This window comes from Acinetobacter sp. DSM 11652, assembly GCF_900109815.1.
GTDB lineage: Bacteria > Pseudomonadota > Gammaproteobacteria > Pseudomonadales > Moraxellaceae > Acinetobacter.
This window is the reverse complement of the sequence record NZ_FOBK01000001.1, coordinates 234,712-255,760: the sequence shown is the minus strand read 5'-3', so window position 1 is coordinate 255,760 and position 21,049 is coordinate 234,712. Positions and strand designations below refer to the sequence as shown.

Sequence of the window (21,049 nt, the reverse complement as noted above, 5' to 3'; positions counted from 1 at the left end):
CTTGGCATTAAAAAAGGGATGATTGTCATCATCCCTTTCGATAATAGTATAAATTTACACCATTATGCACGTTCTAAGTATTCACCAGTACGTGTATCAACACGAACGCTTTCTTCTTGTTGAACAAATAATGGAACACGTACTACAGCACCTGTTTCAAGTTTCGCTGGTTTACCACCACCGCCAGAAGTATCACCACGTACGCCTGGATCAGTTTCAACAATTTTTAATACCACGAAGTTAGGTGCATTCACTGTTAAAGGAACACCATTCCATAACATGATTGTGCATTTTTCGTTTGAATCGTCTTTCAACCATTTCGCAGCATCACCCATTGCAACTTTGTCAGCCGCAATTTGCTCGAAAGTCACAGGATCCATGAAGTTCCATAGTTCGCCGTCGTTGTATAAGTAGTCCATTTCTACTTCTACGATATCTGCTGCTTCTAAAGAATCACCAGATTTAAATGTTTTTTCTAATACTTTACCTGATTTAAGGTTACGTAATTTAACACGGTTGAACGCTTGGCCTTTACCTGGTTTAACGTATTCGTTTTCCATGATTGAGCATGGGTTACCATCAAGCATTACCTTAAGGCCAGACTTGAAATCGTTCGTAGAATAATAGGCCATGAGAGGCTCACTCCAAACTTACTAACTTTAATCTATTAATGCGATGGGCTGCTACACTGTCATTTAGCAAGGCTGACAGGTGCATGATATGCCACATGCACATGCATTTATGTTGCGTATTCTAAATGACCAACCTACTCTGCCGCAATGATAAATTCCGAAATACAACGTTTAAGCTGTCTAAGTTCCATGCAGAACTACTGTTGTAGACTTAATTTGATCATCTTTAGGCTTGAGTATTTTCATCCCAACATTCAATAAAGAAGGCTTAATCAGGACACAACTGAGTTTTTCAATGGGTTTTGATTTAAAATGAAGCCTTTCATCTCCCTCTAAATTTAAACTGTATGACCCACTATTTGTATCAAGAGCAACATTGGCAAAATCAACTCAGCGATTTAATCACTGACCCACATGAGCTCATTGAACTCTTGGAATTGCAACCTGAAGATTTAATACATGGTGCAATTTTGGCATCAGCCCAATTTAAATTAAGAGTCCCTCGCGCCTTCGTCGCGAAGATGCAAAAATCTAATCCTGATGATCCACTGTTACTTCAAGTACTCCCTCATCATCTGGAGTTAAATGAACATCCTGATTTTGTGACAGACCCCCTTGATGAGGAGGCTGCCAATTTAATTCCAGGTGTATTACATAAATATCAGTCACGTTTTTTACTGACTTTAACAGGTGCATGTGCTGTTCATTGTCGTTATTGTTTTAGACGTCATTTTCCATATCAAGAAAATTTACCTAAAAATGACGACTGGAAAAAAATACAAGACTACTTACTCGCTCATCCAGAAATCAATGAAGTGATCTTAAGCGGAGGGGATCCCCTAACACTTTCAAATCGTAAACTTGCCGTTTGGATCGATAGATTAAGTTCAATTCCACATCTTAAAATTTTGCGTATTCATTCTCGAGTTCCAATCGTTATCCCAAATCGGCTTGATGATGAACTTATTTCTCTGTTAAAAAACAGTAGGCTACGTATTATTCTAGTGGTACACTCAAACCATGCTACTGAAATTGATGACTTTACCGCTTCGAAATTAATGCAAATTTCACAACAAAATATTTTGGTGTTGAATCAAGCTGTGTTATTAAAAGGTATTAATGATCATCCTGATATTTTGGTTGATCTAAGTCATCGATTATTTGATGCGCGTGTGATGCCTTATTATTTACATGTGTTGGATAAAGTGAAAGGTGCTCAGCATTTTGATTTACCAAGTGAATCTATTGATTCAATCTATAAAGAGGTTTTGGCAAGGTTGCCTGGATACTTGGTTCCAAAGCTGGTTAGAGAAATTGCGGGAGAACAGAATAAAACACCGCTTTATGGAGTTGCCACTTTTTAGAGACTCATTCACATGCTTCAGGCTCAGATTTCAGAAATTTTTCACTATCCTACTGCCTTGACTCGAGATCAACTGAGTTTTGCAAATGCAAATGTTCAGGACTTGGGTTTTTGGGCATCTCAACTTTCAATTATGCAATTAGGTGACACCTCTGAAGCGGTGTTGAAAGCCCTATATGAAATCGCTGAACTCAAATGTTCGGAAACATTGCGCTTTGATCTTATTCAAGCGCTACACCCTTTGATCGAAAATATTTTAGAGAGACTTGAAAAAAACTTTTTAAATCAAGGTCTTTTTCTATCTGACCGTAACAAAGATATTATAGAATTAACCACTCGCTTGAGAACATTATTTGCTGATATCTACATAGATATTGCACAGCGCAGTGAAATGCAGCTAAAACAACAAAAGTTTTCTATTTTGAAGTTTGCTCAAAAGCGTAATGTGAAAACTGCACGACTCCTTTCCAGTTATTACGCTCTTCAACAATTGGGTTTATTGCTAGTACAACAACAGATGCTTTATCGTTCTGCCTTGTCTAAGCAATGGTTAATGACCCATTATCTGTATGATTTGGCATTAAAAAACCAAGAACACACGGTCAATATTAATTTATTGCAAGGCACTCATCACGCTTTAAAAAATATTCAACAGTGCTATGCCCAAGTCTTATTATTAGAAATATTTAATACTCACCAAATTCGTCCTTCTGAGATCTACGCGCTCTATCAATGCACAGCGGATTGGGCACAATTAGTGCAAGTTTTACCACGCGAAACCGCTTTATCTCGTTACGTCATTGATACCACTAAAGATCATCCGCCAGTTTACAACCGAAAACACCATGAGAGTTTTAAACCAAACATTTTCGTGGCGACACAATCGTTGCTTGAGCATGTCAACTTAACCATTCAAAAGGACAATGAATATTTATCTAAGAAAGAGAAAGCATATTTAACTGCGCCTCTTAAATTTCATGTACAAAATGTTTTAGGCTCGACCATTGAACGCCGACATGAACGTTATGAACATTCCGCTCAGTTACAACTCTGTTTCAGTTTACTTACCGCTCATTATTATCTCTCTAAAACCAAAACTTTTAGCGAAACCTTACGACTAACACCGCCTAAATCAAAATCAGAAGACGAGTTTGCATTTACATATTTAAATGACTACCCAGATGCCTATACAGACAAATCAAACAAGGTTCTAGATAAACAGGCACGTCAAATCCATGCGGCTCAAGTTTTAGATATCAGTTTAAATGGTTATCGCGTACGTTGGTTAGAAGAAGAAGCACCTCCAAATTTAAGAACTGGTGAATTTATCCTGATCAATGAGGGAGTGAGCAGCAAATGGAAAGGTGGTGTAATTCGTTGGATCAAACAATCTGTTAAAAAAAGCTATGAACTTGGGCTTGAAGTGATTGGACCCGACATCCACCCTTGCGCCGCAAAAGTTTATACAGATCGAAGTTCTTTTAATTATCATCCATGTTTATTTGTACATACCTTGAAGATTGATGCTCCACAGCATTCTCTTATTTTGCCAAATTTACAGTTTTTCAAAGAACAACAATCTATTTATTTACGCTTAACTGATCAAGATATCAAAGTAGAATTGATAAAGACCATGCTCATCACACAAAGTTTTGTTCAATTTGAATTTGAATTATTTAATGATGAGCAGCAATATCTGATTGATGAATTTTTACAACATCAAAACCTTGAATCAAATCGTTTTCAAGACGTATGGGAAGCATTGAAGTGAAAAACCTACTTCTATCAACACAATTAAAGCAATCTGGAATGCGCTTACTCATTGTCGATGATAATCAGATTCGTTATAACCATATTATCTCTTTACTCGAAAAACGCGAGTACAAGGTAGAAGCAGTGCTACTCGATGATCAAGTGAGTCTTGAAAAGCAACTTCATTTAGATTGGGATTTAATTCTGTTTGGTCGTGCCTATGAACTGACCTTAACTCATTTTCTTCGACTGCTTGCAGATTCTGATAAAGCTTTTACCCCAACACTTTATCTAGCTCCAGAAGCGCTAGAAATGTCTGAAGTAAAACTCATTTCGATGGGCATCTACGATGTTTTAAATATTGATCAACCTGAACAATGTTTACTTAAAATTATTCGAGCATTGGCTTTTAGTCGCTTACAAAAAAATCAGATGCAATTAACGGATGTACTGAAACACAATGTTCAAATTAAACAAAATTGGATCGAAGAGCATAAAAAAGCAGTTGCAATCATAGAAGAAGGGATTGTCGTTGAATGCAACCATGAGTTTACGCATTTATTTGGCTTCAACACGTTTGATGACGTTATTGGATCCCCGCTCATTGATTTAATACAACCTGAGGATATTCAATCTTTTAAAGCACGATTTAAAAAATTAGCTTTCGGTAAATTTGAGTATGGACCTTTTGAACTGATTTCTCTTAATCCACAGTTAACACATCAAAATCCAGTCCAAATTGAATGTAATCCTACAGATCAAAATCAAATCATTGAAATTACGATTTCAACGCATTTTCAACAGGATGATCAACCATTTAGTCCTCAACTTGAGACTGCACCTCACCAAGACAGTAGAATTGCACCACACACAACATTGGCAAAAATTTTACAACATCTTGAAGAACACCCTGCTCAAGAAAATGCTTTGGTCATCTTCAGCCTAGCCAGTTGTCCAGACTATATCTTGAGTTCTGATTGGGATACTTTTAAAGGCTATTTCGGCAAACTTTCAGACTTTATTCTCGAACAGACCAATGGCGCTGTATTTAAAATTGAAACAGCCCTGTATGCCACTATCATTCAAGCTGAAACGATTGAAGTTCTAAAATCAAGACTCTCTGCACTACATGCGCTTGAAAAACCTAGGCTCGTCAATCTGGGAGATCAAACCTATCAACAGCATGTCAAAATTGGTTATAGTCTCTTCAAACTGTCAGATTTAAATGTAGATAATTTTGAACAGCTCATTGCAAATGCTTATAACACACCCCTACCCAATTTATTGAGCAATGATGCTGCTTTAGAGACAACGCTTGAAGAAATTGAAGAGATTCATTTTGAAGTTACTCAAGCAGATGAGCCGACCTCTATTCAGTTGAATACACCTTCTTCTGAAGTAGAGCCTGATCATTCAACAGAATTTGTATTTCAAGCAATTGAAGAACCTGTACAGTCAGACGAAGTTCACGGCGATATCCTAGTACATCTTCGTAAAGTTCTTGAACGCGATCAAATTACGCTAAAGTTCCAACAAATCTATGATAAAGAAGACACTAGTCTTAATACCTATGAAGTAAGCAGTGGGTTTATTTTTGAAAACCAATGGATTCAATTGGACGATATTGAAGAATTGGTGGGTGACCCTGAGTTGTCTATTAAAATTGACCGATGGATTTTGGTTGAAGCAGCAAAGCAACTGCACAATTTTTTAACACAATATCCTGAAGCTAAACTGATTATTAATTTACGACACCATGTTCTTTTAAAGCATCATCAATTGGCAGAATTAATTTCAAAACTGCTCATGATTGTAGGAGCAAAAGCACCTCAACCACTGATTTTACAGTTTAAAGAAAAATACATTGCTCAACATTTAAATGAAATTCTGCCTGCGATTGAGGTATTGAGAGCACAAGGTGCAGATATTGCCGTTTGCGAGTTTGGATTAAGTAAATGTAGCGATCTCATTCTCAAAGTTGCCAATATTCAGAATTTCACGCTGCATGAAGAATTCACAGATGATTTAAATACTGAAGAAGGTATTGAACGTTTTAAACAAGCGATTGAATACTTCAATAGTCATCGATCAGTCAATTTATTACTCAAAAATCTCAATGATATGAATAGCTTTGCCAACGCGTGGAATGTCGACGTGAGATTTTTACAAGGTGATTATTACCAGCGTAAATTGGATCAGCTCATGAATGTTCAAGATCAAAGTTAATTCCAAATTTTGGACATAAAAAAACAGGCTGAACGCCTGTTTTTTTTATTTTGGGTATTAACGTTTGATAGAACGTGACATACCAGCAAAACGTTGTTTGAACTTGTCGATACGACCGCCAGTGTCAACGTTCTTTTGCTTACCAGTATAGAATGGGTGGCAAGCTGAGCATACGTCTAGGTAAAGTGTTTCTTTACCAACAGCTGAACGAGTTTCGATTACGTTACCGCAAGAGCAAGTAGCAACTAATTTTTCGTATTTTGGGTGAATATCGGCGCGCATGGTCGATTCTCCATAGAGTTAAGAAGGCTTTAGCTGTCATCGCAATTGATCACTCTCTTCATCCATTACAACAGACGCAGAGGAAAGGCTGAAATACAGCAGATCAACACCACAACAGACCATTCTTTTGGCCCACCGAGACGGCTTCCGTCAGAGCTAAGCACAACAAGTGGACGACATTATACGCCACTTTATTTCAGATAGCGAATTTTTCCTTTAAGACTTTTCAATTTGCTTGGACCAATGATTTGCAATAATTCCGCACACCATTAATTGGATTTGATGGAAAATCATAATTGGCAATATGATCATCCCCATAGGTTGTCCAATGAAAAGAATTTGCGCCATAGGCACTCCACTTGCGAGTGTTTTCTTAGAACCACAAAAAAATACAGCAATTTGATCGGCACGATTAAATCCAAACCACTTTGGGGCGTGATAGGCTAAAAGCATAATCAAAGTCAGAAGCACAGAGCATGCAATAATTAACCACATTAAGGTCACCCCACTGACTTCATTCCATAGACCTGCTACGACTGCACTACTGAATGCGCCATACACCACCAAAAGAATTGATCCTTGATCAAAAGTTTTGACAATACTCGGGGCTTTTTGAATCAGAGGAAAAACGATAGGACGCAATAATTGTCCCAGAATAAATGGAACCAATAAGAGCAGAATAATTTTGACTATCGCATTGGTTGGATCGAACCCATGATCAGACTGACCTAAAATAAATAAGGTCACTAATATAGGAGTGATAAACATACCAATAATATTAGAGAATGAAGCACTACACACAGCACTTGCGACATTACCACCTGCTACAGAAGTAAATGCAATAGAAGACTGAACTGTTGAGGGTAAAAAGCACATAAACAAGAAGCCCCAATACAGTTCTTGTCCAAGTAGCGGTAGCAATACAGGTTTAGCTATTAATCCTAGAATTGGGAAAACTGCGAACGTCAGTGCAAAGACCAAACTGTGTAATTGCCAATGTTTAATGCCTTGAATCACCGCCTCACGTGATAACTTTGCACCATGTAAAAAAAATAGGATTGCAATTGCAATCGTGGTGAAATAAGAAAAATAGTGAGCAGCAACACCTGAAATTGGCATCACTGACGCTAAAATCACCATAACAAACAGCAATATCGTGAAACGATCTAACGCTAAGAACTTTAGCACCCCATATCCCTCTTTTTATTCTATCTGAATTGAAAATAAGCCCAATACACATTGATTGGGCTTATCTTTAAAATTTTACTCACAAATCAGCGAGTGAAATTTAATTATTTCTCGCGTTACTGTCTTGTTGAATAAGTTCAATCTTGTAACCATCTGGATCTTCCACAAAAGCGATTACGGTTACGCCGCCTTTCATTGGTCCAGCTTCACGGACAACGTTACCACCACGTGCTTTGATTTCTTCACACGCCTTATACGCATCATCCACTGCGATCGCAATATGACCATACGCATTACCCAGCTCATAGCTGTCTGTATCCCAGTTATACGTTAGCTCAAGAACAGTATTGTTTTCTTCATCACCATAACCCACAAAGGCTAAAGTGAATCGACCTTCTTCATAATCACGTTTACGAAGCAAAGTCATACCGAGTACTTCAGTATAGAACGCCAATGAACGCTCTAAATTGCCTACACGTAACATGGTATGTAACATTCGCATAAAATTTACCTATTGATTGAAAGATGTACTTTTCAACTGATTTAACAATTTCGCCACCCAAATAACAAGTAACAAAATAGGTAAACCCATTAAAAAAGTCATAAAGAAGAATGATGAATAACCGAAGTTTGTCACTATTGTACCTGAATAGCCACCAATCATCTTTGGAAGTAATAACATCAATGAACTAAAAATTGCATATTGCATTGCTGTAAATGAAACGCTAGTCAAACTTGATAGGAACGCAATAAATACTGCACCAGCAAGTCCTGATGCGAGATTGTCAAATACAATCCCCATCACCAGCCACACCTTGCTATAAGGGACAACCACTTTACCTTTGAGTTCGACTATTTGATCACTATCAACTTGAACAGCTGGAAGATCAGATAAAGCCATACGTGACTTCGGTTGGATCGTTGAAACTGTTTTATAAATATGATCTTGGGTTAATTCATGCGCCTGACCAGCATGCTGCACAACCGCTTGCACCGTAAATTTAGTGTGGTCTTTTAGACTGTCTCCGGGGACGACCACGCTCCAATTATTTTGATCCAACTTCGCAGGTATCACTTGCTGATTTGAAATACGAATATTCAGTGTTTGTAGTGTGCTTTCAGCTTTTAAGTTCGAGAGTTGACCGCGAATAATGACATCCTTGCTTAACTCATCTTGGTAGAGAACATTATCCCCTCCAATGGCTTGGATGAAAATCTGAGAATCATCCTGACTCGAATAGCGTTGAAGCGGGATTTCAACATTCAGGGCTTTATCATAACCATCAGGGGTGGATAACACTTGAATACTATTATGTTCAGCAAAATTAGATGCAGGGAGCTTTAAAGACCAGTTCCCCACTTCATCAGGAGTCACTTGATGCTGTTGACCTCCCATTTGTACCAAGACTTGATTCATCGTTGGTCCAGATTTTACGAGCCCCACAAAGATGAGATTGGTCGTGCTGGCAACAATAGCGCCCACCAACATCATTTTCATAATGTTATAACGCTGAGCTAATAAGCCTCCAAGGAAGCCACCTAAAATTACAAAAAAAATGGCGAAAAACTTGTTAAACCAAGCGATTTCTTCTTTATCAAAATTCAAATCAAGATAAAAAAGATTGGCGACCACCCCAGCGACAATATCTGAAATTCGATAAAAACCAATGAGTAATAAAATAGCTAACGCAACTTTCAAACCATAACGTTTGAAGAAATCTAAAATCGGTGATAGCCATGTCTCGACGACTATTTTTTCATCAATGAGTTTTGCTCGGGTTAATCCAAATACGACCAACACAGCCAACGCCACACTTGCGAAGAAACGTAAAACTTGCCCGATAAATGACAGAAAATTACCATCGATATTTAACTGTGAAATCCAAGCACCAAATTGGAGAAACCCACAAACGAAGACTACTGTTGAAATCACAAAGACGATAAATAACTGAAAATAATCCTTTGCTTGATACTGATGAGGTTCTTGATTTACTACCGGTTCATGAATCACTAAAGTCGTCACAATCCCGATCATCATCAATCCAGCCATGAGCAAATAGGTGGACTGCCACGCCTCATAAATATAGTTACCCATGGCTGTACCAAGTGATGCAGCGAAGAGTAATGCACCGAGCTGAGTTACGATGGTCGCAATTCGATAACCTGCGTTATAGGTCGAAGCCATAACCGTCTGAACACTCGTATCTTGTGTCAACTCAATACGATAAGCATCCACAATAATATCTTGTGTCGCTGATGAGAATCCGAGAAAGATTGCGGATATCGCCATGAACGTTAAACTTGAAAATGGCCCTATACTTCCTCCATGAATACTCGGATCAGTAAATGCCATTGAACAAATAGCAATTGCGACCAAAATCTGTGAAACCAACAACCACCCTCGTCGTTTACCCAATTTCCTTGTTAAATAAGGCAATGGTAATCGGTCAATCAAAGGTGCCCAAATGAACTTGAAGGCATAAGCTAAGGCTGCCCATGAAAACATGGTAATGGTACTACGCTGAATACCGGCTTCACTCAACCAGAAAGATAGAGTTGAAAAAATCAGAAAAATTGGGATACCTGATGAGAAACCCAAAAAAAGCATAATGATCGCGCGTCGATCAAGAAAGGCTTTAAATGCCGAAGTCCATCCAGCTGATTCTGGTGACGAAGATTGTGATGTCATTGCGTTGTTATTTTCAGTGAAAAGTACTCTCGCTATTCAACTCTGTAATGCGCTTGGTTTCAATATAATTTACGCAAACTTCACCGAGTATTTCATCAATTTGATCTATCTCAACTTGATATTTTTGGCTAAACCTGTATACCTTAAACTATCAAATGTAAATTATAGTTTTGGATTTCACCTGTGACCCAGAGACACGATCAAATTAGTTCTACCGCAGTAGCTTTAACCACGACATCCACAAACTTAGAACAAAACTCACAAAACAAGCTCCTATCCGTATTTGAACATGAAGCCACGCAAAACACCTTGAATGCAACAGCACTCAAACCAGAACAACTGACGCATATTCCAAATTATGACAATATTCCTGCGTCTACAAAACGTATCAAGCCTCTTAATAATTTTTTAGGACAAGATCGTGCTAAAGCATCTGTAGAAGCAGGCATTGCCCTTCCATACTCAGGCTATAACATCTTTGCTGTGGGTACTGCAGGGTTGGGTAAACGCACCATGATCAAGCGCTTACTCCAACAACATGCCAAAGATATGCCTACACCGGATGATTGGGTTTATGTATACAACTTCAAAAATGCACGCAACCCAATTGCGCTTAACTTTCCTGCAGGACAAGGCGCAAAGTTTCAAAGTACGCTACATCAAACATGGCAAACCATTTTCAAACAGCTCGAACGTCGTTTTAGTGCTGAAACGTATCACAATCGGATTGAAAAAATTCGTTTAACGACAGGTCATGAACAACAACAAGCTTTGATTGAGCTTACCAAAGAAGGTGAAGAGCTTGATTTAAAGTTGATCAGTCGTAATGAAGAACACTGCTTTATTCCTGTTCATCTTAAAGACAATAAAATTCAAGAGATGTCTCAAGATGACATCAATGCACTGAGTAGCAAAGAACGTTCTGAAATTGCGTCCAATATTCGTTATATGGATAAAAAGCTTGAGCGTTTAGGTTTACAGATTGGTGATCTCGAAGATGAAGCTCGAGATATGGTGTCTGAGTTGAATCGTGACATTGCCAAACAAGTCATTATTCCCCGCATGGAACATATTTTAAATAAATTTCCAGATATCAAACATCTTGAACAATATTTAAAACTATATGCTCAAGATATTATCGACAATGTGGAGACCGTACTCGAACAGGAAGAAATTGATTTTTCACCTGCATTATTTAACCGTGTCCCTGCGCGTTATCAAGCAAATTTAGTCATTAGCAACAAGCCAAATTCTGGGGCACCAGTCATCTTTGAAGATTTCCCCACACATTACAACTTACTTGGCCATGTTGAACAATTAACGCAAAATGGCACTATCAGCACTGATTTCACTTTAATACGACCTGGTGCACTGCATCGTGCCAATGGTGGTTTTTTAATGCTTGAGGCTGAGCAGCTTTTAGAACAACCTTATGCATGGCAAGGACTCAAACGAGCGATTAAGTCTGGTCAAATTAAACTCTCATCTCTAGAGCACATGCTAACGCTGACGGGCAGCATTTCAATTGAGCCAGCATCGATTCCATTACAATTGAAAGTCATTTTAATGGCTGAACCAGAAATCTATTATGAGATTCTGGAGGTGGAGCCTGAGTTAGGAAGTATCTTTAAAATCAGAGCTGATTTTACTGACACATTACAACGTAATGACGAAAATGAACAAGCTTATATGCATTTGATTGCAGACTATGTTCAATCCTCTAAACTCCTTCCATTTAATCGTTCTGCCTTGGCTGCTTTACTGACCGACTCAAGTCGTCAAGCAGAGGATCAGAGTTCGTTGTCACTACATGCCTTAACTTTAGGTGATCTGATTCATGAATCTCATCACCATGCATCCAAATCTAATGCAACTATGGTGACAGCAGAACATATCGGCACTGCGCTCAAACACCGCCAATATCGTCTAGGTTATTTACGAGAGTTGTACTGGCAAGATTTATCTCGTGGTACACAGCTTATCGAAACGCGTGGTCATCGACTCGGTCAGATTAATGCTTTGTCTGTGATTCACTACGCAGATGTCGAGTTTGGCTTACCATCACGATTGACTGCTTCAGTGTATCAGGGTGGCGGCGATATTTTAGATATCGAACGTAGCGTGGAGTTAGGAGGTTCACTTCATGCTAAAGGTGTACTGTTAATGTCATCTTTCTTGAAAGCACATTTCGGACGTGAACAAACCTTGCACTTCTCTGCCGCTTTGGCTTTTGAACAAAGTTACGGTCAAGTCGATGGTGATAGTGCAACCGTTGCAGAACTTTCCGCTTTAATTTCTGCGATCAGCCAACTGCCGATTGATCAGTCATGGGCGATTACGGGTTCAATGAATCAACTGGGTCAAGTACAACCGATTGGTGGCGTCAATGCCAAAATCGAAGGTTTCTTTGATGCATGTAAACTTCAAGGTTTAACAGGCAAACAAGGTGTCATTATTCCACGTCAAAACATGCAGCATCTAATGTTACGTCAAGATGTGATTGATGCTGTCGAGGCCGGTCAATTCCATATTCATGCCATCAACACAATTGATCAAGCACTTGAGATTCTCATGGCGCGTCCTGTCGGAGAATTAAATAAAAAAGGTCGCTATACCAAAGGTTCAATTTATGCTGCTGTCATGGAGCAGCTAGAATATTGGCAAGCCATTGAAGATGGTGCTGAAATTGAAGAAGAGCCAACGAAAAAGAAAAAAAAGAAGAAAAAAGACAAAGCTAAAAAAGATAAAGCGATCAATGCTGAAGAACAACCTTCTCAACTCGCTGATGAGACTTCAAACTAATTTGAAGTTTTCAAAATAAAAAAAGCACCCATTGGTGCTTTTTTTATTGCGCTTAAATTAAGCTTCAGGCGCTGGGCTATATTGCTCCACGAGCGTTTTTAATTCGCCTGTTTGGAACATTTCTAGCATAATATCACTACCACCGATCAACTCACCATTGATCCATAATTGTGGGAATGTTGGCCAGTTTGCAATTTGTGGCAAAGTCGCACGAATGTCTTGATTTTCAAGAATATTTACATAAGCAAATGGGCGACCAATTTGGCTCAATGCTTCAACTGCACGTGCAGAGAAACCACATTGTGGGAACTGTGGTGTGCCTTTCATATAAAGAAGAACTGCATGTTTTGCAATTTGATCACGAATTAACGCTTCTGTATCACGCACTTGTTCAGTCATTGATTAAATCCTCAACTATTCTGCCTGCATTATACCTAAAACCGCCGTAAAGAGTATGGATTGGTAAATTTTTCCAGTTTAATTTGCAATTAGGCTTTTAATCTTAAGCAGATTTTGCTTAGATAAACTTTTATTTTCCACCTAACAAATACGAGTTAGACATGAACAATATCACCCTCGCTCCAGTTCAAACTGATCAACCATCTCATTTGATGCCTGTATTCAGCCGTCAACCGATCAGCTTTGTGCGTGGCCGAGGTTCGTATCTTTATACAGCTGAAGGTACAGAATATTTAGATGCGCTGACTGGCATTGCAGTATGTGGTCTAGGTCATGCACATCCAGTTTTGGCAGAAGCAATTGCAGAACAAGCGGCGACGCTTATTCACACCAGTAATATTTATGAAGTACCTTGGCAGACTGCAGCTGCGCAAAAGTTAGCTGAAGTATCTGGTATGGAAGAAATTTTCTTCTCGAATAGTGGTGCTGAATCAAATGAAGGTGCAATTAAAATTGCGCGTAAATATGGTCATATGCAAGGTATTGCTCTTCCGAAAATCATTGTAGCTGATCATTCTTTCCATGGTCGTACAATGGCAACACTTTCTGCGACAGGCAATAAAAAAGTACAAGAAGGTTTTGGCCCGCTCGTTGAAGGTTTTATCCGAGTACCTTTTGGTGACATTGAGGCAATTGAAGAAGCAGCAATCAACCATCCAGATATCGTCGCGATTCTCGTTGAACCGATTCAAGGCGAAGGTGGTGTAAATACTGCCCCTCAAGGTTTTAGTTATCTTGAAGAAATTCGTCAAATCTGTAATCAACATAATTGGTTGATGATGCTAGATGAAGTTCAAACAGGTAACGGTCGTACAGGAAAATATTTCGCGTATCAACATACCAATATTATTCCTGATGTCATGACGACAGCTAAAGGCTTGGGTAATGGTTTCCCAATTGGTGCAGTGATGACTCAAGGTAAAGGTGTAGGTATTCTTACTGCAGGTAACCACGGATCAACTTATAGTGGTACTGCATTAGGTTCGCGCATTGTGTACACGATTATCGATTTGATGCAAAAAGAAAATATTGTTGAAAATGCAGCAACAATTGGCCAATACTTAGTTGATCAATTCCGTACACAACTTGCAGATCAAAACGTTATTGTTCGCGGCTTTGGTATGATGATTGGTATTGAATTACCAAAACCATGCGCAGAGTTGGTGGATATTGCACGCATAGAGCACAATCTAATTATTAATGTCACCGCAGGTAATGTCGTTCGTTTGTTGCCAGCGTTGAATATGAATCAAGAACAAGCTGATGATTTATTAAAACGCTTAGTTCCAGCGATTAAAAACTTCTTGGCTTAAGCCAAGATCAATAAAAAAGCCGCATATTGCGGCTTTTTTATTAAGAAGAACACTTAAGATGCTTCTTGGAATACTCGACCACCAGGCAACTGGCTGAAATATTGTTTTAAAGCATCTAGGCAGCGATGAATTTTCATTGGTTGTTGTTCACGTTTTAATGTCATTGCATTCAAAGTGTATGCAGGTAACTTCCATTCAGGTAAAACTTCAACCAATGTGCCATTCATTAATTCTTTTTGCACATCTAGATATAATAATCGCGCAATGCCGTGACCATTTTGGCACAATGATTTAGCGACATAAACATTGTTTGTCTGTAAACGATTTTCCATGGACACATTCACCAATTCACGCGATGTACTGTGTTCAAATGTCATCATTTGCTGATTTTTTACAATATTTACTGGAATCAAATCATGCTGTGCTAAATCTTCAGGTCTTGAAATAACTGCATTTTGATTCAAATAACTTGGTGAAGCCACCAAGACTTGATCCACGCGTGCAAGCGGCAGACAAGATAAGTGATTAGACTCATCTACGCGAGAACACATTCTCACTGCAATATCGATTCTTTCTTGAATCAAATCGACAAACTGATTTTCAACTTCAAAGTGAACGGTTAAACCACGATGTGCCGAAATCCAATGCGACAGCGCAGGAACTACATGGGTTGCACCGAGTTCTGGCGTTGTTGCAATACGTAAATCACCAACTAAATCGTCTCGTAACTCATTAATTCGAATTTTACCGCGCTCTGCTGCAGCGAGCATTTCTTGACAGCTATGAAAAAAGGCCAGCCCTGCTTCCGTTAAACTTAGTTTTCTTGTGGAACGGTGCAGAAGTGTTACTTCCATTTCTTGTTCTAGTGAACGAATTTGCTGACTAACCGCACTCGTCGTAATGCCTAAATCTCGAGCAGCACCACTGAAAGAGCTTTTTTCAACAACACATGCAAATACGCCCATCGAGCGAAGTTGATCTAACATAAATTTCCCTCTGAAATTATGAGATGCTTCTCTAATTAACAAAAATTAACAAAAGCAACTCATTGTATTATACGAAGAAATTGTTAAATTGCACTAAATATCTTCAGTTGATTGGCAAAATATTTGCTGGATTGATTGGCTTACCATCTAAACGAACTTGAAACTCAAGCATCGTACGGGTTGCACCACTCGAGCCCATTTCTGCAATTTGTTGCCCTGCACTTACGTTTTGCCCACTCTTCACTAACATCCGGTTATTGTGCGCATACGCAGTGATATAACCATCAATATGTTTAATGAGCACCAAATTACCATATTCTTTTAAACCATCAGCAGCGTAAACCACTTGACCATCAGCTGCTGCAAAAATTGGATCACCAACATTGCCACCAAAACGTAATCCCTTGACATTACTTGCCACATTAAAGTTTTCAATGACTGGACCATTCGATGGTTTCACCCAGCGTAATGAAGTTGCTTTAGTCGAAGTCGTCGGTACTGCAGCAGTTACCGCTGGTACTGGTGTGGTTTGTGGTGGTGGCGTACCCACAGCTGGTTTTGTTGGTAACTGAATGGTTTGACGTTGAATCTGAGTTTCAGTCGCTGTCAAAGGACGCGTGGTCGAACGTGTCACTTGTCGATTGCCAGAGGGTTTTAATCTTAAAGATTGATTTACATAGATGCGATAAGGCGGTGCAATATCATTCATCTCCGCAATGCTCAAATAGCTCAATCCATAACGTGCCGCAATTTTACTTAAAGTGTCGCCAGAACGAACTGTATAGAAGTCAGGAGCAACCGCATAACGAGCAGAATTGTGGATTTGGGGTTTCGATGCACAGCCCGACAAACCAAGAAAAGAAGCGACAGCAACCGCGATCAATGCTGAGTGAATAGATGGTTTAGACAACTTCAAAACTGTTTTGGGTCTGGCCAAAAGCATGATTTCCCTCTCTGACAAAAGATTAAAAAGACTGAATTCGGCTTAAGAGTAGCAAAATTAATGCTAAATTCACCGTTTCAAATATATTTTTCACAAAGTTATAACACATCCTACCTGTGGTCGTTCAATTAAAGCTCTAACTGAGATTCAAGTGAAGCCAACACCTGATAGTTGGTAGCATCCATTTGGATCGGTGTCACACTGACATATCCATTTGCAATGGCATAAAAGTCTGACTGATAACCCAGTTGGCTTTTTTCGGGATCTGTTACGGCCTCTCCAGCCAAACCAATCCAAACAACTTGACGGCCTCTCGGGTCAACTTGTGTGGTAATCGGTTTCGTTTGTTTTCTTCTTCCTTGATAAGTCACTAATGTCCCTTTTATTTCAGCCGTATCCGGAATATTAATATTGAAAATATGACGCGGTGGTAACTCAGGCAAACCATTTTTAATAAACTCATATACCCAATTTACAGCTTGTGCATAATCTTGAGCATCTTGATACGAACGAACATTTGGACCAGCCAATGAAACTGCGATTGCAGGTTGTTTCATGAGTCGGCCTTCAAACGCGGCCCCAACTGTACCTGAATACAACACATCATCACCTAAATTCGCTCCACTGTTGATCCCGCTTACAACTAGATCAAATTCAAAATCAAATAGACCATTCATGGACAGATAAACACAGTCCGCTGGCGTGCCATTAATTGCCCATACATCCTCTGAAATTTGCACGGGTCGCAATGGACGATCAAGCGTTAATGCACTTGAAAAACCACTCCGCTCACTTTCTGGAGCAACTACTACGACTCGACCCAAAGGTTTTAATGCTTGTGCTAATGCTTGTATTCCTGGTGCGAACACACCGTCATCGTTGGCAATCAAAATATTCAAAACAATTCACTCAATTCATGTAATCCCATCTGTTCGATAGCCTAATCAAAATCCCCACACACAACAATGAGCACACGCATGGATGTTGAGGTTTTAAACGCCTTTAATCTTGAAAACTCGGCATATAGTCATCCCCTTGTTCAAATCCGAACTTTTCTTCTTTACTTTCTGAGTTCCAACAGCATTAATACACTTTCTCTATTTTTTAAACACGAAAAAAGATTATTCTATTCTTATAACTAACTTACTAATTTTTGAGTCATTTATGCAAAACCGTTTTTTACAATTGATTTCAACCGCATTTATCAGCAGTTCAATGTTGTTTTCAAGTTTCACTTTCGCCAATGCTCAAGACTTAAAAGAAAATATCGAAGTTACTCAACAAAAAGTGACTAAAGATGAACTCGCTGCAATCTATGTCTTTTCAGAATCATGCCCAAGTTTAGTGGAAGAAGATGCAGCGTTTAAAGCAGGCTATCAAAAGCTATTAAAAGACTATTTACCTAACGAAAACTCACCTCAAACCACGCTGAACAATCTAATTAAACAACAGGATTATCAGCAAGCATTAGCTCAAGCGAGACAAGATGCGAAAAACGCTGGAGACAAAGCAAATCAACAAGTGTGCGAGGATATAAAAAAATATCAGTCTTCAGTTAAATAGAGCACGAAATAGTTACAATTCGATTGAAATAAGCCGACTCCACTGCTAGAAGTCGGCTTTGCTTTGTCCTAGAATGCAAAGCTGATTTTTGCGTTCATACAAGATTGGAACTACATAGAATGACCCGAAAAAGCGCCATTGCTGCATTATTACTATTACCTTCATTTACTTATGCAGCAACTGTTTTATCTTCACCACCAGAACTCAATAACAAGTCTTACGTTTTGATGGATTATGAAACAGGTCAAATTCTCGCAAGTAAAAATGAAAATGAAAAACTTGCGCCTGCTTCAATGACCAAAATGATGACCAGTTTCATTATTGAACAAAAGTTGTTGAACGGTGAACTCACAGAAGATGAAAAAGTTCGGATGAACGAGTCTGCTTGGTGTCGTGGTAGTAGTACAGAATCTTGTATGTATGTACCTCTCAATGGCACAGCAACCGTATTGGAAATGTTACGCGGGATTATCATTCAATCTGGTAATGACGCATCTAAGGCGATGGCTGAGCATATTTCTGGGAATGAAGGTACATTTGTACACAGCATGAACCAAGAAGCAAAGCGTATTGGCATGACCAACACGAACTTTATGAACTCAACAGGTATGCCTGCTGAAGGTCATTATTCTACTGCGAAAGATATGGCTACGCTTGCGAAGCACATCATTCATGACAGTTCAAAGTATTATCCTATTTACTCTGAAAAAGAGTTTACTTTTAACGGGATCAAGCAAGGCAACCGTAACGCGTTGCTATATACAGATCCGAGTGTAGATGGTCTTAAAACAGGTCATACTTCTGAAGCTGGTTATTGTTTAACGACTTCAGCTAAACGTGGCCCGATGCGTTTAATTTCAGTGATTTTTGGTGCTCCATCAATGCAAGCACGTGCAACGCAAACACGTGATTTGTTATCTTGGGGTTATGCAAACTTTGAAACTGTCAGTGTTCAACCCGCTCAAAAAGAGTTGACCACTTCTAAAGTTTGGTTTGGTCAATCCAATCAAGTGAGTGTGGGTCTTGCTGAAAACTTCAACGTGACTATGCCAAAAGGTCAAGCAAATGCCATTCAGACTCAAATTGCGGTTCAACCGAACTTAAATGCCCCTCTTCAACAAGGGCAAGTTGTAGGTAAATTAACAGCGACACTTGACGGCAAAGTTATTGCGGAGAAGCCGCTTGTTGCTTTGCAAGCTGTTGAAGAAGCTGGTTTCTTCTCGCGTATGATTGATCATATCAAACAGTTCTTTAGTAATTTGTTTTAAGTCACAGCTTGACTAAAGATATAAAGGCACTCAAATTCTTTTGGGTGCTTTTTTGTTTATAATGAATAAAAACAGGCAATTTTTTATGACTGAAAATATCCGCAAATACTTAGAGACTTACCCACAATTTGATACAACAAATTATATTGATCCAACTGCGTTAGTGATTGGTGATGTTTTCTTGGCTGAGAATGTTTCAGTCTGGCCTTATGCTGTGATCCGCGGTGATGTTAATTTTATTCGGATTGGTAAAAATTCCAATATCCAAGATCATTCCATGTTGCATGTCAGTCATAAGAAAGCTGATAAACCTGAAGGTTCACCGCTCATTATTGGTGAGGACGTTACTGTGGGTCATCATGTGAAATTACATGGTTGTACTATTGGTAATCGTGTTTTAGTCGGTATTGGAACGATTATTTTGGATGATGTTGTTGTTGAAGATGATGTGATGATCGGTGCGGGTTCGCTTGTTCCACCCAACAAAGTATTAGAAAGTGGTTATTTGTATGTGGGTAGCCCAGTGAAAAAAGTGCGTCCACTGACTGATAAAGAAAAAGCGTTTCTGCCGTATTCAGCGCAGAATTATGTAAAGGTTTCGGGGAATTATAAATAATTTTGAATTCGCATAAGAGATTTTATGTTAAATAGATATTAAGAACATTTGGAGAATCAAAGAATAATGCTTACATTTTTAGAAATTCAACGTAAGGTTGATCAAATTTGTGAAAAAATTGGGCTGGGAAAAAAAAGAGTTTGGCCCGCAGTTCAGAATGATGGAGCTCCATATGTATTAATCCTTGAAAATAAATATTGGTATATTTCTGAAGAAAGAGGAGAAGTTTTTTTTGAAAAAACAACTAAGGATTTTGAAGAGTTGCTTTATTGGATAATGGATAATTTTATATCTAGCTATTCGTTTGAGTTTGAACTTAAGAATAGAACTAGAGGACAAGATTTCCGTCGACTCGCTTTTTCAAAACAAATTGAACTTTTTGGTTTAATCAGTGATCAATGGAAAGTAAAAAAAGAAAATGAGATAAAAAAAGTATTAGAAACAGCTCCTTTTAGAGATATTTGATTTATAAATATTTATTTTCAAGAGAATTAAAATATCTATGGAATTTCGCATAACAGCCATTATGTTAAATGGAATCAATCTCTGTCATCAAAGTCAGCATTAATTCTATCGATAGTCCATTTTACTGTATTGTTATCTAAGTAAAAAAAATCTCTATTTAAAATATCATCTTCAAAAATTAAGCCATTAACATCTATCTTCCCTTCTTTTAAATATCCAATAATTTCATATCTTAGACTATTATCTATTTGCTTAATTTGATGGGGATAATGTATTTTCTCAATAAGGTAATTATCAAAAATAGTAGCTTCTAAATCTATAAGGTAATTTTTTTTGAGATCAATACATGAGGGTATTGAAGAACTAAATACCTCTAGAATTTCATTACGAACCTTAATTTTTAGAATGAATTCGAGATCCTCATTAAATTCTATGATTTGAGCTATATATTTCACTTCGATTAAGTTTTCCTAAAATTAACATAATACACCTTATGCGAAAT

Annotated in this window: 19 protein-coding genes; 9 read left to right on the top strand and 10 right to left on the bottom strand. The window is 38.4% G+C overall.

The genetic code is table 11. The features are described 5' to 3' along the window. Window positions 1–62: 62 nt before the first annotated feature. Window positions 63–632: an elongation factor P gene (gene efp / locus BMW42_RS01250; RefSeq protein ID WP_035265851.1), complete on the bottom strand. Its 570-nt coding sequence runs from the start codon at window positions 630–632 to the stop codon at window positions 63–65. 347 nt (window positions 633–979) lie between these two features. Between efp and epmB the strand changes: the two genes are divergently transcribed. From epmB to BMW42_RS01235, 3 genes are read left to right on the top strand one after another with little or no spacing between them, the layout of a single operon-like run. Then, window positions 980–1,996: an EF-P beta-lysylation protein EpmB gene (epmB, locus tag BMW42_RS01245; protein ID WP_035265849.1), complete on the top strand. Its 1,017-nt coding sequence runs from the start codon at window positions 980–982 to the stop codon at window positions 1,994–1,996. A 12-nt stretch (window positions 1,997–2,008) separates the two neighbouring features. Continuing rightward, window positions 2,009–3,766, top strand: coding sequence for a GTPase (locus tag BMW42_RS01240; protein WP_092766100.1), 1,758 nt, complete (start codon window positions 2,009–2,011; stop codon window positions 3,764–3,766). Then, on the top strand, window positions 3,763–5,973 hold the full coding sequence (locus BMW42_RS01235; protein WP_171260660.1) for an EAL domain-containing protein: 2,211 nt from the start codon (window positions 3,763–3,765) through the stop codon (window positions 5,971–5,973). Before BMW42_RS01240 ends, BMW42_RS01235 begins: the two co-directional genes overlap by 4 nt. Before the next feature lie 57 nt (window positions 5,974–6,030). Here the strand turns inward: BMW42_RS01235 and rpmE are convergent, their stop codons facing one another. The 4 genes from rpmE to BMW42_RS01215 form a co-directional block, all read right to left on the bottom strand. Continuing rightward, on the bottom strand, window positions 6,031–6,255 hold the full coding sequence (gene rpmE, locus BMW42_RS01230; RefSeq protein WP_004971624.1) for a 50S ribosomal protein L31: 225 nt from the start codon (window positions 6,253–6,255) through the stop codon (window positions 6,031–6,033). Window positions 6,256–6,471: 216 nt separating this feature from the next. Then, window positions 6,472–7,443: a bile acid:sodium symporter family protein gene (locus BMW42_RS01225; protein WP_092766098.1), complete on the bottom strand. Its 972-nt coding sequence runs from the start codon at window positions 7,441–7,443 to the stop codon at window positions 6,472–6,474. Between the two features lie 100 nt (window positions 7,444–7,543). Beyond that, entirely contained in the window at window positions 7,544–7,945 is a 402-nt protein-coding gene (gene gloA / locus BMW42_RS01220) for a lactoylglutathione lyase (RefSeq protein ID WP_092766097.1), read from the bottom strand. Window positions 7,946–7,954: 9 nt separating this feature from the next. Further along, window positions 7,955–10,132 (bottom strand): AmpG family muropeptide MFS transporter, encoded by a 2,178-nt coding sequence (locus tag BMW42_RS01215; protein WP_092766096.1) that lies wholly within the window; start codon window positions 10,130–10,132, stop codon window positions 7,955–7,957. Between the two features lie 183 nt (window positions 10,133–10,315). Here BMW42_RS01215 and BMW42_RS01210 point away from each other — a divergent pair, with 183 nt between their 5' ends. Further along, window positions 10,316–12,934, top strand: coding sequence for a Lon protease family protein (locus BMW42_RS01210; protein WP_092766095.1), 2,619 nt, complete (start codon window positions 10,316–10,318; stop codon window positions 12,932–12,934). 57 nt (window positions 12,935–12,991) lie between these two features. On the opposite strand, the gene grxD is transcribed toward BMW42_RS01210, so the two are convergent. Further along, window positions 12,992–13,333 (bottom strand): Grx4 family monothiol glutaredoxin, encoded by a 342-nt coding sequence (grxD, locus tag BMW42_RS01205; RefSeq protein ID WP_092766094.1) that lies wholly within the window; start codon window positions 13,331–13,333, stop codon window positions 12,992–12,994. A 161-nt stretch (window positions 13,334–13,494) separates the two neighbouring features. Between grxD and BMW42_RS01200 the strand changes: the two genes are divergently transcribed. Next, on the top strand, window positions 13,495–14,706 hold the full coding sequence (locus BMW42_RS01200; RefSeq protein WP_092766093.1) for an aspartate aminotransferase family protein: 1,212 nt from the start codon (window positions 13,495–13,497) through the stop codon (window positions 14,704–14,706). 53 nt (window positions 14,707–14,759) lie between these two features. Here the strand turns inward: BMW42_RS01200 and BMW42_RS01195 are convergent, their stop codons facing one another. From BMW42_RS01195 to surE, 3 genes are all read right to left on the bottom strand, one after another. After that, on the bottom strand, window positions 14,760–15,692 hold the full coding sequence (locus BMW42_RS01195) for a LysR family transcriptional regulator (protein ID WP_092766092.1): 933 nt from the start codon (window positions 15,690–15,692) through the stop codon (window positions 14,760–14,762). A 103-nt stretch (window positions 15,693–15,795) separates the two neighbouring features. Next, on the bottom strand, window positions 15,796–16,635 hold the full coding sequence (locus BMW42_RS01190; protein ID WP_035270483.1) for a peptidoglycan DD-metalloendopeptidase family protein: 840 nt from the start codon (window positions 16,633–16,635) through the stop codon (window positions 15,796–15,798). A 128-nt stretch (window positions 16,636–16,763) separates the two neighbouring features. Then, on the bottom strand, window positions 16,764–17,534 hold the full coding sequence (gene surE, locus BMW42_RS01185) for a 5'/3'-nucleotidase SurE (RefSeq protein WP_092766091.1): 771 nt from the start codon (window positions 17,532–17,534) through the stop codon (window positions 16,764–16,766). Window positions 17,535–17,799: 265 nt separating this feature from the next. On the opposite strand from surE, the gene BMW42_RS01180 reads away from it, so the two are divergent. From BMW42_RS01180 to BMW42_RS01165, 4 genes are all read left to right on the top strand, one after another. Then, window positions 17,800–18,198 carry an MCR_0457 family protein gene (locus BMW42_RS01180; RefSeq protein ID WP_092766090.1) on the top strand — a complete coding sequence of 133 codons (399 nt, stop codon included), beginning with the start codon at window positions 17,800–17,802 and terminating at the stop codon, window positions 18,196–18,198. Window positions 18,199–18,317: 119 nt separating this feature from the next. Continuing rightward, window positions 18,318–19,466, top strand: coding sequence for a D-alanyl-D-alanine carboxypeptidase PBP5/6 (gene dacC / locus BMW42_RS01175; protein WP_092766089.1), 1,149 nt, complete (start codon window positions 18,318–18,320; stop codon window positions 19,464–19,466). Window positions 19,467–19,551: 85 nt separating this feature from the next. Next, entirely contained in the window at window positions 19,552–20,082 is a 531-nt protein-coding gene (locus BMW42_RS01170) for a gamma carbonic anhydrase family protein (protein WP_092766088.1), read from the top strand. Window positions 20,083–20,148: 66 nt separating this feature from the next. Beyond that, on the top strand, window positions 20,149–20,547 hold the full coding sequence (locus BMW42_RS01165) for an Imm63 family immunity protein (RefSeq protein WP_092766087.1): 399 nt from the start codon (window positions 20,149–20,151) through the stop codon (window positions 20,545–20,547). Window positions 20,548–20,621: 74 nt separating this feature from the next. On the opposite strand, the gene BMW42_RS01160 is transcribed toward BMW42_RS01165, so the two are convergent. Further along, on the bottom strand, window positions 20,622–21,002 hold the full coding sequence (locus BMW42_RS01160) for a hypothetical protein (protein ID WP_092766086.1): 381 nt from the start codon (window positions 21,000–21,002) through the stop codon (window positions 20,622–20,624). Between the last annotated feature and the right edge of the window lie 47 nt (window positions 21,003–21,049).

Excerpts from the sequence above, each read along its gene's own strand:
- efp (WP_035265851.1), bottom strand. The coding sequence starts at position 632 with ATGGCCTATTATTCTACGAACGATTTCAAGTCTGGCCTTAAGGTAATG.
- epmB (WP_035265849.1), top strand. The coding sequence starts at position 980 with ATGACCCACTATTTGTATCAAGAGCAACATTGGCAAAATCAACTCAGC.
- BMW42_RS01240 (WP_092766100.1), top strand. The coding sequence starts at position 2,009 with ATGCTTCAGGCTCAGATTTCAGAAATTTTTCACTATCCTACTGCCTTG.
- rpmE (WP_004971624.1), bottom strand. The coding sequence starts at position 6,255 with ATGCGCGCCGATATTCACCCAAAATACGAAAAATTAGTTGCTACTTGC.
- gloA (WP_092766097.1), bottom strand. The coding sequence starts at position 7,945 with ATGCGAATGTTACATACCATGTTACGTGTAGGCAATTTAGAGCGTTCA.
- BMW42_RS01215 (WP_092766096.1), bottom strand. The coding sequence starts at position 10,132 with ATGACATCACAATCTTCGTCACCAGAATCAGCTGGATGGACTTCGGCA.
- grxD (WP_092766094.1), bottom strand. The coding sequence starts at position 13,333 with ATGACTGAACAAGTGCGTGATACAGAAGCGTTAATTCGTGATCAAATT.
- BMW42_RS01200 (WP_092766093.1), top strand. The coding sequence starts at position 13,495 with ATGAACAATATCACCCTCGCTCCAGTTCAAACTGATCAACCATCTCAT.
- BMW42_RS01195 (WP_092766092.1), bottom strand. The coding sequence starts at position 15,692 with ATGTTAGATCAACTTCGCTCGATGGGCGTATTTGCATGTGTTGTTGAA.
- BMW42_RS01190 (WP_035270483.1), bottom strand. The coding sequence starts at position 16,635 with ATGCTTTTGGCCAGACCCAAAACAGTTTTGAAGTTGTCTAAACCATCT.
- BMW42_RS01180 (WP_092766090.1), top strand. The coding sequence starts at position 17,800 with ATGCAAAACCGTTTTTTACAATTGATTTCAACCGCATTTATCAGCAGT.
- dacC (WP_092766089.1), top strand. The coding sequence starts at position 18,318 with ATGACCCGAAAAAGCGCCATTGCTGCATTATTACTATTACCTTCATTT.
- BMW42_RS01170 (WP_092766088.1), top strand. The coding sequence starts at position 19,552 with ATGACTGAAAATATCCGCAAATACTTAGAGACTTACCCACAATTTGAT.
- BMW42_RS01165 (WP_092766087.1), top strand. The coding sequence starts at position 20,149 with ATGCTTACATTTTTAGAAATTCAACGTAAGGTTGATCAAATTTGTGAA.